Source organism: Pseudomonas sp. S10E 269, from assembly GCF_002798465.1.
GTDB lineage: Bacteria > Pseudomonadota > Gammaproteobacteria > Pseudomonadales > Pseudomonadaceae > Aquipseudomonas > Aquipseudomonas pergaminensis.
The window spans coordinates 4,886,518-4,898,559 of sequence record NZ_PHIJ01000001.1 but is presented as its reverse complement, the minus strand read 5'-3'; the positions used below and the strand labels follow the sequence as shown (position 1 = coordinate 4,898,559).

The following is a 12,042-nucleotide window of genomic DNA, read 5'->3' as shown; positions in this document are numbered from 1 at the left end:
GACGGAATGAGGAACCCGAGGTTCGGGGCCACGCACAAAACACAGCCAAAAAATATCGATTTGCAGGAGCCGGCTTGCCGGCGATAGCGGTGGGTCAGTTCTATCTGTGTCGGCTGACCTATCGCTATCGCTGGCCAGCCAGCTCCTTCAGGGTGAAAGGGTGTAATCAGGTGACCAGTTGGTTGATCTCGATGATCGGCAACAGCACCGCCATAACGATTACCAGCACCACGGCGCCCATCACCACGATCATCAACGGCTCCAGCAACGCGGTCATGCCCATGGCGCGGCGTTCGATATCCCGCGACAGCGTTTGCGCCGCGCGCTCCAGCATCGGCGGGAGCGAGCCGGTTTTTTCGCCGCTGGCGATCAGGTGGATCAGTACCGGCGGGAAGACTTTTTCCACCGCCAACGCTGGGGCCAGGTTGACGCCTTCGCGCACTTTGGCGGTGGCGTCGTTGACGCATTGGCTCAGGCGGTCGTTGGACAGGGTTTGCCGCGCCGCTTCCAGGGCGCGCAACAGCGGCACGCCGGCACCGCCGAGAATCGCCAGGGTCGAGGCAAAGCGCGCGGTGTTCAGGCCCAATACAAAACGCCCGATCAGGGGCAAGCCCAATACACGGCTGTGCCAATTCAAGCGCGCCACCGGGTTGCGCAAATACAGGCGCCAACTCCAGAAACCGCCAACGATCCCGGCAAAACACAGCCAACCCCAGGCGCGGATAAAGTCACTGGCGTTCAGCATTGCCAGGGTCAGCCCCGGCAAATCCTGGCGCGCCTGGGAGAACGCGCTCACCACCTGGGGCACCACGTAGCTCAGCAAGAAAATCACAATGCCGATGGACACCAGCCCCACCACGCCGGGGTAGATGAACGCGGTGAGGATCTTGCCCCGCAGGTTGTTACGCTCCTCGATGTAGTCGGCCAGCCGCTCCATGACCTGGGCCAGATCACCCGACTCCTCCCCGGCCGCAATCAACGCGCGGTAGATCGACGGAAAGTCCCGTGGCCGCGCTGCCAACGCATCCGCCAAGCGCATGCCTCCGCGCACATCGGCGCGCACGGCGGCCAGGGTCTGGGCGATATGCTTTTTCTCGGCCTGCTCCACTGTGGCGCTCAAGGCGGCTTCCAATGGCAGGCTCGCACCCAGCAGGCTTGCCAGTTGCCGCGTGGCCCAGGCCAGGTCGTTGTCCGACAGTTTGGCGGTGAACAAGCTGCTGCCGGAGGCCGCTTGCTGATTGCCTTCAATTTGCACCAGCAACGCCGTCAGGCCTCGGCTGCGCAGGCTGGCAAATGCTGCGCTCTGGCTGTCGGCCTCCACGTGCCCGGCCTCAACCTTGCCGCTGGCATCGGCGGCCTCATAGCGATAGCGATTCATCAGGCGTCCCGTGTCACGCGCAGGATTTCTTCGGGCGCGGTGGCGCCGCTGCGCACCCAGCGCTCGCCGTCTTCACGCATGCTGAACATCCCGGCACGCCGGGCGGCCAGGCGCAGGTCCTGCTCGTTGGCGCCCTGGTGAATGAGGCTGCGCACGTCATCATCGACGCAAAACAACTCATGGATCCCGGTACGGCCGCTGTAGCCCATCTGGTTGCACTGCGCGCACCCCACCGGACGCCACGTGCCGGGCGCCGCCGGGTCCTCCTGCTTGCAGTGCGGGCACAGGCGGCGCACCAGGCGCTGGGCCAACACACCCAGCAAGGACGACGCCAACAGAAACGGTTCGACGCCCATGTCGATCAGCCGGTTGACCGCCGACACTGCGTCATTGGTGTGCAAGGTCGCAAGCACCAAGTGCCCGGTGAGCGAAGCCTGCACGGCGATTTGTGCGGTCTCCAGGTCGCGGATCTCACCGATCATGATGATGTCCGGGTCCTGGCGCAGAATCGCACGCAGCGCCAGGCCGAACGTCATGTCGATCTTGGCGTTGACCTGGATCTGGCTGATGCCCGGCAGGTCATATTCCACCGGGTCCTCGACGGTGAGGATATTGCTGGTGCTCGCATCCAACCGCGCCAGGGCGGCGTACAGGCTGGTGGTCTTGCCACTGCCGGTGGGCCCGGTGACCAGCACGATGCCGTGGGGTTGGCGGATCAACGTGTCCAGGCGCGCCAGCAACTGCGGCTCCATGCCCAGGGTCTCCAATTGCAGGCGCCCGGCTTGTTTGTCCAGCAGGCGCATGACGACTCTTTCACCATGGCCGGTGGGCACGGTGGACACCCGAATATCGATGGGACGACCGGCCACGCGCAGTGCGATGCGACCGTCCTGGGGCAGGCGTTTTTCGGCGATATCGAGTTGGGCCATGATCTTGATCCGCGAGACCAGTGCGCCATGCAACGCCTTGCGTGGCGACACCACGTCCCGCAGGGTGCCGTCGACGCGGTAGCGCACGACGGAGTGGGTTTCGTAGGGTTCGATGTGGATGTCACTGGCTTCGTCGCGGGCGGCCTGGGTGAGCAAGGCGTTGATCATGCGGATCACCGGGGCGCCGTCCTGGGTGTCGAGCAGGTCGGTGACTTCGGGCATGTCTTGCATCAGGCGGTCGAGGTCGACTTCGTTTTCGGCGGCGCCCACTACGGCGGCGGCGCTGCCGGTGTCGGCGTAGGCGCTGGTGAGCAGGCCGTCGAGTTCGTCGTCGCGGACCTGTTCGAGGTGGGTTTGGCCGAATTGGCGGTGGACTTCGCTGATGGACCAGCCGGGGGTTGAGGGGCACACGGTTAGCAGGTGGCCTGCTTCGGTGGGGCGCAGGAGGATGCGTTGGGATTTGGCCCAGGCGTACGGCAATAGGCTCATTGGGTTGGACCCGCTTTTAGGTGTACATATCCGTTTTTTGGGTAACGGCGGCTATTGGTTCCGCTCTTACAGCGGCTCACTTTTGAAAAGCGCAAAAGTAAGCAAAACGCTCTTGCCCCAACACTCGGCACCTCGCCTGGGCTCGGTGTGCCCGTAATCCGACAGTGATTTGGGGGGCCGCCGCCACGCGCCATCCATGGCGCGGGGCGGCTAAACCGGCATCCCTGCCGGTTTACCCCCCAAATCCCTGTCGAATTCCGGCCAGCGTGTTTGACGGGGCGCCTAAGATCAAAATCAAGATCAAGATCAAAAGCAAAAGCACAGCGGCCTGACAGCCGGCTTGAGTGGTGTGGAGCAAAGGCATACGCGGTCTTGTAGGATCTGGCTTGTCGGATTGCCGCATCGCTGCGATGCAGGCACCTCGGTGAGTCAGCTACACCCAGGTGATACTTTCGCAGGCAAGCCAGCTCCCACATTTGACCGAGTTCGACAGTCAGATACCGGTCAGCTCTAAGGCCGACGCGCTCTGCTTTTGCTTTGGCTCTGGCTTTTGCTTTGGCTCTGGCTTTTGCTTTTGCTTTTGATCTTAGGCGCCCCGTAAAACCACGCTGGCCGAACGCAGGCTTTGGAGCGTGGGTAACCCGGCAGGACGCCGGGTTAGCCGCGCTGGGCCAAGGATGGCCCATCGCGGCGGCCCACGCTCCAAAGCCGGAGTGAGGGCACACCGAGCCTAGGCGAGGTGCCGAGTGGTGGGGCGAAGACCTTTTGGTTACTTTTGGGGCGTTTGCCAAAAGTGACCCGCTGTAAGAGCGGAACCCTAAGTGGCCGTTACCGCAGCAACGGATATGTACTCGGTGAAAGATACTCATCGCGCGGGCACCGCCCTGATCACCGCCCGCGGCCCCTGCTGCCCAGGAATCGCCTTCTCCACCGAAGGCAACTGCGGCGCCTGCACATCCGGCATCGCCCAACTATGCTCGGGCTGCAACCCCCCTTGTGCCCTGCGCATAAACTCATACCGATTCAACGTAATACTACGGCCCGCCCCACTGTCCCGAATAATGTACGGCCGCAAAAACACCATCAGGTTGGTCTTGTTCACACTGCGCTTCTCATTGCGAAACAACGCCCCCAACCCCGGAATATCCGACAACCACGGCACCGCATCATTACTCTGGCTATAGCCATCCTGCAGCAACCCACCAAGCACCATGATTTGCCCGTCATCGAGCAAAATACTGGTATCGATCGCCCGCTTGTTGGTCACGGTCCCCGCCTCCACCGAGGCCCGCGCATCTACGGTGCTGACCTCCTGGTAAATATCCAGCTTCACCGTGCCACCCTCGGAAATCTGCGGCCGTACATTCAGCTTGAGCCCCACCTCTTCACGCTGCACCGTCTGGAACGGGTTATTGCTGGTCCCCCCGCCACCGGTCACGTAGCTGCCGGTGACAAACGGGATGGTCTGGCCGACAAAAATACTCGCCGCCTCGTTATCCAGCGTCAGCAGGTTGGGCGTGGACAATACGTTGGTGCCACCCTTGCTCTTCAACGCACGGGCCAACACCTTGAGGTCGAGTACCTTGCCAATACCGGGAATGTCCACCGTGCCGTTGACCAGCCCCACGTTCAGGCCCTTGGGCAAAACGTCGATGCTGGTCTTGCTGGTCGGCGTGCTGTTCACCCCGCTACCGCCCAGGTTGACCCCGCCGAAACCGCCCTTGCCGCCCAGATTGCCGGCCTGCCACTGCACGCCAAACTCAGTGGCATCGTCTTCGCCGACTTCCACGATCAGGCTCTCGATCACCACCTGTGCGCGGCGCTGGTCGAGCATGTCGATGACTTCGCGCAGGTTGCGGTACAGCGGGTCCGGTGCGGAGATCAGCAAGGTGTTGGTGGTGGCGTCCGCCTGGATAGTCACGCCGCCGGCACTGAACGCGGTGTCCTGATTCTCGTTGTTGGCGCCATTGGGGCTGGTCGTCGAACCAGGGGCCTGGCCATAGCCCGACTGCACACCGCTGCCGGTGGGTGTGCCGCTGCTGTTTTGCGCAGTGCTGGTGCCTTGGCTGTTCTTGCCATTGCCGCCCATGGCGCTGAGCTTGCCGCGTGCGTCATCGCTCACGCCAGAATCACTTTCGCCGGTGAGCAAGCCGCGCAGCGACTGGGCCAGCTTGCCCGCCTGGGCGTTGCGCAGGTACACCACGTGCATATTGCTGGGGTTGCTCTGGGCATTGTCGAGCTTGTAGATCAGGTTGCGGGCCAGCTCGGTGCGCTCGGGGCTGCCGGAGCGGATGATGATCGAGTTGGAACGCGGGTCGCCGATCACATTGATCTTCTGGGTCTGGTCGGCGCCCTGGGTTTCCAGCAGCTCGGAGACCATGGCGGCGATGTCCACGGCAATGCCGTTTTGCACCATCACTACGTCGGTGTCGATGGCGCTGGGGGTGTCGATACCGTTGATGATCTGCGCCACCCGCGCGAGGTTTTCCGCGTAGTCGGTGATCACGATGCTGTTATTGCCGGGGTAGGCATTGATCGGGTTGTTCGGCGACACGATGGGGCGCAGCACCGGGATCAGGTTGACCGCGTTTTCATATTGCAGACGAAAGGTGCGGGTCTGCATGCCGCTGCTGCCAGCGCTGTAGATCGGCCCGCCGAGCAACTTGGCATCGGCTTCGGGCACCACCTGGGCCACGCCACCCACATCGACCACGCTGAAGCCCTGCATGCGCAGCGCCGCCAGCAGCATGTCATAGGCCTGATGCGCCGGCACCTGGCCTTCGCTGACCAAAGTGAGGTTGCCCTTCACACGCGGGTCCACCAAAAATTGCTGGCCCGTGGCGCGGGACAGCGCGCGCACCACCGCCTGGATATCGGCATCGACAAAGTTGAGCTGCACCGGCTGGTCGCCCAGCGGGTTGCGCGCCTTGACCGCCGCCGGGGCGTGGCCGCGTGCGCTGTTGGTGACCCGATGCTGGACGGGCGGCTTGGGTGCCGGTTCGCGCTGGCGATCCAGCAAGGTCTCGCCGCTGCGGCGGGTGTCCGCCAGGGGTTGGCCGAGTTCACTGTCCACCAGCAACGGCTTGGCCGGCTCCTGGCTGCTGCACGCACTCAGGGCCAGCACCAGCAGCGGCGCGACCAGACGAAACGGGGGGACTGACCACTTCATGAAGCTTCCTTAGCGCCAAGCGCCTGATCCATGCGAACGGTCCCGGACACAGTGCCGGCCGCGTTGTCGACGGTGTCGGGGGCGCGCTGCAAACGCGCCTCGGACACCTCCAGGGAAAACGAGCGGGCATTGCCCAGCAGCCAGCCCACCACCGCGTCGGCCGGGGCGTTGTCGAACGTCAGGCTCCAGCCACCAGGTGCCAGCGCCTGCAAGTGGTAGTGGCCTCGCAGGCCGGCACTATCGAGGGCCTGGCGCAGTGCGGTTTCGTTACCCGGCCGGGGCGCGGCGACATCCTGCAACAGCACCTGCAAGGCTTCGGCCTGGGCACGCAACTTGGGGGTTTCGGCCTGCCAGTAATCGATCTTCTTTAACGCGGGCGCTACCAGCACCAGCCAGGTCAACAGGCTCGCTAAAACCAGGCCGGCAGCGCCGAGCATGCGTTTCTCGCGCAGGGCCAGGCCACGCCAGAACACCTGGGCCTGGCTGCGCAGTCGTTGGATTTTATTCATCAGCGGCCCCTGGCTTTTCCGCCGCCGGCGCCGGGGCGATGGTCCAACCGTGCTCATCGCGGCTGGCGGCAAAGCCGGCCTGGGCCAGCGCCGCCTGCCATTCACCTTCGGCCGTCGGGTTGCGACTGTCAGCCAATAGCTCGACGTGCAGGCGCCCCTGCTCATAACTCACGTTGTCGACGCTGCCGACCATGAACGGCAGGTGGCTGCCCGCCAGTTGCAACAAGCGGGTGAAGCGTTGTCCGGGGTCGTCCGCCGCGCCGCTCTGGCGTGCGGCCAATTGCTGACGCGCCTGCTGCAAGGGGTTGAGCACCACCGGCAATTCGGGGAACGCCTGGCGCACTTGCTGGCTCATCAACGCCTTGAGTCGCTGGCCTTCTTCCACTTGGCGTGCGGCGTACAGGTTGAGTCCCAGGGTCCAGATGGCCACGGCCAGCGCCACACAGGCCAGCGCCCTGCCCCAGCCGCCAGTCGATGGCGGGTTGAGGCGACCGTGCAACCCCCAGGCAGGCACCGGCCCACTCCACCGCTGGGCCGCCTCCACCAGCGGCACCTCCAACGCCTGCACGCCCAACGGGTGCACCGCGCCTTGCTGCAGGCTCTCACGTGTCAACAGGTAGCCTTCATCCAACGCCGCAGCGCCCACCGGCAAGGCATAGGGCGCCGGGTACAGGCCGCGCAACTTGAGTGGCAATTGCGCCAACCGCTCCAGCCCGGCCTTGGGCACCCAGGCCACTTGCACGCGGCCATCGCTCTCACGCGGGCCGTGGGCCACCTGCATCTGCTCCACCGGGCCGAGGATCAGCGCCTGCGCCGCACAGGCCACGGCGGCCGCTGTCTTCGCCGCCGGCAATGGCGGCAGTTCCAGGCTGGTGAGCAGGCTGTCACGGGGATGCAGGAAACAGTCTGCCGCCTGGCGCGATTTACCCAGTTGCGCCAGGCTCTGAGAGCCCTCTTCAACGACCACGCCACGCTCCAGCCAGGCAAACCTGACCAGGCTTTCGGCGCTCAATTGATCCAGTGGCGGCAGGCCAATGCGCAAGCGTTTCATACACCCACCCGCGACCAGATCACCCGTGGCTGACGGTCTTCTGGACGGTGCAACAAGGCGTCGAGGGCGACCCGGCGTTGTTCGCGACGCGCCTGGCCCTGCACGCGAAACCACTCGCTGGTAATGCCCACCTGCACCGACTCCACCGCCACCTGGGGCAAGTGCAGACGGTTGACGAAATCCCCACGGTTGATAAACCACTGCCCACTGTCACGCTCGGCCACCAGCCCATGGGCCTGGGACAGACTCAGCTGAGGCACCACCGCGCTGAGCACTTCGGCGCTCGCCGTGTTGCCGTTGACCCAGGTCGGGCCGGGCAGCACGCTGATATAGGCTTGCATACGCTGTAACACGACAGCGTCGAGGCCTTCGATGCCGCCCAGGTCATCCAGGTTGCGCAGCATCGGGTATTTGGCAGGCGCTACATAAGACGCGATCACCCGCTGGCTGATGCGCCGACTCACCGCCGGATCAACACCGATCAGCCGGCACAGCCGCTCGAAACGCTGCAACTGTTCGGTGTCCACCTGCTGGCGATTGACCAAGTTGCGCAGGTTGAACTTGCCCTGCTCATCCTCGATGCGCCCCTCGAAGGCGCCACGCTGGACCTGCGCCCAGGGCTGGTCAAGACGGGTCAGCACGTCTTTCTGGCGCGCATCCCAGAGCAGCTGGCGGCTGCGCTCCAGGCCACCCTCCAATAGCCACTGGCCCTGGATACGCAACTGCTCGGCTTCCAGGCTGCGGGTGAATACGGTCTGGCGCGTGAGCATGGCGCCGGCCAGTACTGCCACCACCGCCGCGATCAGCAAGGCGCTGATAATCGCCATGCCGCGCTGCTTCGCCGCTGGGGGCGAACACCCTTTCATGGCGCGCCTTACAGCTGCCAGGAGCCAATATCGGCATTCACGCCATCGCCATCCGGCTGGCCGTCAGCGCCGAGGGAGAACACATCCACCTCGCCATTGGCGCCTGGGTTGAGGTATTGATAAGGGTGGCCCCACGGGTCATTGGGCAAGCGTTCCAGGTAGGCGCGCCAGGTGCTGTTCTTCGCATCCGCCGGGCGTTCCACCAACACCTTCAAGCCCTGGTTCATGCTCGGGTAAGTGCCGTGGTCGAGGCGGTAGAGTTTCAGCGCCTGCATCAACCCGCCGATGTCCTGTTTGGCCGCCGTGGCCCGCGCCTGGTCCGGACGGTCGAGAACCTTGGGCACCACCATGGCCGCCAGGATCCCGAGGATGACCACCACCACCATGATCTCGATCAACGTGAAGCCACGCTGCCCGCGAGGGCCTGGCAATGGGGACGTTAGGCGCGCGATATCCATCTCGACATTCCTTGGCTTGAGTGCAATTCGTGGCGCAGTGTTGCAAGAACACATGTCAGTCGTATTGAAAATCCTCGGGAGTTTCGGTCGCCAATCGGTCAACTGCCGGCGCTAGTCTGCGGGCCTGTTTCCAGGCTTTGAGAGCGCCATGTACGGCTGTCGCAAGGAGCAAGGTTTTACCCTGATTGAAGTGCTGGTGGCGCTGGCGATCATCGCCGTGGCCATGGCCGCCGCCGTGCGCGTGGCCGGGCTGATGACCCAGAGCAACGGGCTGCTGCGGGACAAGTCGATCGCCTTGCTGGCGGCCCAGAGTCGACTGGCGGAGTTGCGCCTGGAGGGACACCTGCGCAGCGGCCAGAAGACGTTCGAATGCGACCAGGGCCGCCTGAAACTGCGTTGCGAGCAGACCATCAACACCGATGGCCGCGTGTTTCAGATCAACCTGCAGGTGCTCGACGCCAGTCGCGCAGCCCCGCCCCTGGCGCGCCTGGAAACCCAGGTCATGGCCGAGTGAGCAGCGGCAACGCCGGCCCTTGCGGCAACTTGTCGAGGTTGACGCGCAGCGTCTCGCCACCGCGTTCGATCTCCACGCCGTCGCCTTCGATGGCCGTCAGCCGCACGCCGGGGCTGAGGCGTTCACCCAGTAGAAAACTGCGTGGCGGGCCGTCATTCAGACTGAGGATCGCCACCGCCCCTCGCGCGCCTGCCAGCACCCCCGTGACCTTCACCTGCAGCGCCGTCGGCGCATTGGAAAACCACTGCAGCGCCGGGTTGTCGCTGCGCGCCGCCAGTGCCTGGGGCGTGGCTGGCGGTGTGTGGGATTCGGCGGTGGTCAGCAGCAGCGGCGTCCATATCGCCACGCCCGTCAGCGCGGCCAACATACCCAGCGCCTGCACGCCATGGGCCAGGGTGAAGCGAGGGATGAATGTCATGGGCAGGACCTCCTGTTTGTCCGTCGCACCAGCCTACAGGTCAATTCGCACGCTTTTATTTCACACACTCCCCAGTTCTCCAGGTGGTCACCGATGAAACAGCAAGGCTTCACCCTGATCGAGCTGATGGTGGTGCTGGTGATCATCGGCATCGCCAGCGCCGCCATCAGCCTCACGATCAAACCCGACCCGTTGCACCTGCTGCGCAAGGACGCCGAGCGCTTGAGCCAACTGCTGCAAGTCGCCCAGGCCGAAGCCCACGCCGACGGCCGCCCCATCACCTGGCGCGCGGATGCCAAAGGGTTTCGCTTTAACCGCCAACGGGACGACGGCCAGGGCATCGAAACGTTTACAAACGACGATCAACTGCGCCCGCGCCTCTGGGAAAGCACGCCGATGAACATCAGCATCGAACCCCGACAAACCCTGGTGCTCAACGCCGAATGGATCAACCCGCCGCTGCGCGTGGTGCTGTCCGACGGCCAACACAGCCTCAGCCTGCAACGCGACGCCGCCGGCCTGATGCGCGTGGTCAGCCAACCATGAACAGGTCCCAGCAAGGCTTCACCCTGATCGAAGTGATGGTGGCGATCATGCTCATGGCGGTGGTCAGCCTGATCGCCTGGCGTGGGCTCGACAGCGTGACCCGGGCGGATCAGCATTTGCAGGCGAGCACCGAGCAGACCGAGGTATTGCTGCGTGCGCTGAACCAGATGCAACGGGACATCAGCCTGCGCGCCCGTGTCGAACTGACGCCCACGGACACGGCACAAACGGAAGGCCTGGCCGCCGTGACCGTGCGCAGCTCCGACAGCAAAGGCTTTCGCCTCGACGTGATCCGCAGCGCCCCCATGGCAGGCGATGGCCTGCAACGGGTACGTTGGTGGCTCAAGGGCGACGCACTGTATCGCGCCGCCGCCCCGGCGCGGGATCGCTACCCCCTGCCGGCAGCGAAGGACGGCGTAGTGGTGCTGACCGGCGTCAGTGACTTGCAGGTACGGGTGTGGGAAGCGGAAAAAGGCTGGCGGCAGCTGAGCGGGAATCGACGCGAAGACCCGGTGGGACTGGAGATCAGCCTGGTGCGACAGACGCCGCAGGGGGTAGAAAAATACCGGCAGGTCGTGGGGCCGTTGAAGTAGGGGCGGCCCCTTGGCCGTCCCGCCGCCGTCAACGTTCGCGCTGGCCTGTCTCAAGCCACGCTGTGTTGACACTCAAGGTTGTCGCCAGTTTTTCCATGCGCGCAAGCGGCAGCCCGCGTGAAAACCAATTGTTGAGGCACGGGATGAACAATCAAGGCCTTCAACTCAACAACACCACCCCACCCGGCAACTCCGTACACTTGGCCCCGTACGCATCCCGAATCAACAACGCCACACCCGCCAGTTGCTGCAAACTGAACCGCGCTTGCACCCGGCTTTGGCCCAGTTGCTTATTCAATAGCACCAGCATGCCGGGGCGGTATCGGTTGATTTCATCCACCACCGTCGCCAGGGTGGCGTTGTTGAAGACCAGCACTTGCTCACGCCAGGCCACGACCGCCTGGGTGTCCACCGTCGTCACGTCGCTGACGCCGGCAGCGCCGTAGGTGAGCTGCCGGCCGCTGTCCAGGCGCACGCTGCGCCCGGCGATGTCCACCAGAAGTGAACCTTCGATGCAGGTGACGCACACGTTGTAGTCGGTATTGCGCAGGTTGAAGCGCGCCTGTGCCGCGCTTACCCAGCCTTCGCCGGCCTGGACCTTGAGCGGTTGTACCACGTGGGCGACCACTTCGACTTCGCCCTCGAGCAGCTCGATGCCCTGCCCCACCCGGCTGATGCGGGTCTGGGTGTTGAGTTCCAGGCTGATGCCGTCGCTCAGCAGGACTTGGCGTTGCTCGCCGACCTCGGTGCGGTAGTCGGCGGTGAGCCCGGCAAAGCCACCCGGTACGCCGACGCGAACCATTACCACAGCGGCAGAGGCGGCGATCGCACCGCCCAGGAAGGCACGCCGGCCAAGGCTGCGCGGTTGCGAGACGTGCTCCAGCGCAGGCGCCACGTGCTGCCACAGCGTCTTGGCCTGCTCGAATGCGTGGGCATGTTCCGGGCTTTGTGCGCACCAGGCCTTGAGGGCCTTGGCATCGGCCACGGTGGCGCGGCCCGAGGTCAGCAGGACCAGCCAATCGCGGGCTTCATCGTGCAGGGGGCTGGCGGCGGATTGCCGGGCGGTGGAGAGGCTAAAAATATTCAAGCGCGCACGTACTCACGGATTTATCAGGGACTCGA

At 64.5% G+C, this 12,042-nt stretch carries 12 protein-coding genes; 3 read left to right on the top strand and 9 right to left on the bottom strand.

The genetic code is table 11. From position 1 onward, the window contains the following. Window positions 1-166: 166 nt before the first annotated feature. The 7 genes from gspF to gspG all read right to left on the bottom strand — a co-directional run bounded on the left by gspF (window position 167) and on the right by gspG (window position 8,849). Entirely contained in the window at window positions 167-1,378 is a 1,212-nt protein-coding gene (gene gspF / locus CWC48_RS22830; protein ID WP_078049043.1) for a type II secretion system inner membrane protein GspF, read from the bottom strand. Continuing rightward, entirely contained in the window at window positions 1,378-2,796 is a 1,419-nt protein-coding gene (gene gspE, locus CWC48_RS22825; protein WP_078049044.1) for a type II secretion system ATPase GspE, read from the bottom strand. The genes gspF and gspE overlap by 1 nt, the downstream gene beginning before the upstream one ends. Window positions 2,797-3,661: 865 nt before the next feature. Continuing rightward, window positions 3,662-5,965 (bottom strand): type II secretion system secretin GspD, encoded by a 2,304-nt coding sequence (gspD, locus tag CWC48_RS22820; protein WP_100490392.1) that lies wholly within the window; start codon window positions 5,963-5,965, stop codon window positions 3,662-3,664. Further along, window positions 5,962-6,474, bottom strand: a complete 513-nt coding sequence (gene gspM, locus CWC48_RS22815) for a type II secretion system protein GspM (RefSeq protein WP_100490391.1) — start codon at window positions 6,472-6,474, stop codon at window positions 5,962-5,964. Before gspM ends, gspD begins: the two co-directional genes overlap by 4 nt. Next, complete coding sequence (gene gspL, locus CWC48_RS22810) at window positions 6,467-7,525, bottom strand: type II secretion system protein GspL (RefSeq protein WP_100490390.1); 1,059 nt, start codon at window positions 7,523-7,525, stop codon at window positions 6,467-6,469. The genes gspM and gspL overlap by 8 nt, the downstream gene beginning before the upstream one ends. Continuing rightward, the gene (gene gspK / locus CWC48_RS22805; protein ID WP_157806764.1) at window positions 7,522-8,391 is read right to left on the bottom strand and encodes a type II secretion system minor pseudopilin GspK; all 870 of its coding nucleotides are present in this window, start codon (window positions 8,389-8,391) and stop codon (window positions 7,522-7,524) included. The genes gspL and gspK overlap by 4 nt, the downstream gene beginning before the upstream one ends. Window positions 8,392-8,399: 8 nt before the next feature. Continuing rightward, window positions 8,400-8,849 carry a type II secretion system major pseudopilin GspG gene (gene gspG / locus CWC48_RS22800; protein ID WP_100490388.1) on the bottom strand — a complete coding sequence of 150 codons (450 nt, stop codon included), beginning with the start codon at window positions 8,847-8,849 and terminating at the stop codon, window positions 8,400-8,402. A 148-nt stretch (window positions 8,850-8,997) separates the two neighbouring features. Here gspG and gspI point away from each other — a divergent pair, with 148 nt between their 5' ends. Continuing rightward, window positions 8,998-9,363: a type II secretion system minor pseudopilin GspI gene (gene gspI, locus CWC48_RS22795; protein WP_100490387.1), complete on the top strand. Its 366-nt coding sequence runs from the start codon at window positions 8,998-9,000 to the stop codon at window positions 9,361-9,363. Here gspI and CWC48_RS22790 read toward each other — a convergent pair. Further along, complete coding sequence (locus CWC48_RS22790) at window positions 9,350-9,781, bottom strand: type II secretion system protein N (RefSeq protein ID WP_100490386.1); 432 nt, start codon at window positions 9,779-9,781, stop codon at window positions 9,350-9,352. The genes gspI and CWC48_RS22790 overlap by 14 nt on opposite strands. 93 nt (window positions 9,782-9,874) lie before the next feature. On the opposite strand from CWC48_RS22790, the gene gspH reads away from it, so the two are divergent. Further along, window positions 9,875-10,327, top strand: coding sequence for a type II secretion system minor pseudopilin GspH (gene gspH, locus CWC48_RS22785; protein WP_100490385.1), 453 nt, complete (start codon window positions 9,875-9,877; stop codon window positions 10,325-10,327). Further along, entirely contained in the window at window positions 10,324-10,920 is a 597-nt protein-coding gene (locus CWC48_RS22780) for a prepilin-type N-terminal cleavage/methylation domain-containing protein (protein WP_100490384.1), read from the top strand. Before gspH ends, CWC48_RS22780 begins: the two co-directional genes overlap by 4 nt. Before the next feature lie 160 nt (window positions 10,921-11,080). Here CWC48_RS22780 and CWC48_RS22775 read toward each other — a convergent pair whose 3' ends face one another. Further along, on the bottom strand, window positions 11,081-12,007 hold the full coding sequence (locus CWC48_RS22775) for a DUF4880 domain-containing protein (protein WP_100490383.1): 927 nt from the start codon (window positions 12,005-12,007) through the stop codon (window positions 11,081-11,083). Between the last annotated feature and the right edge of the window lie 35 nt (window positions 12,008-12,042).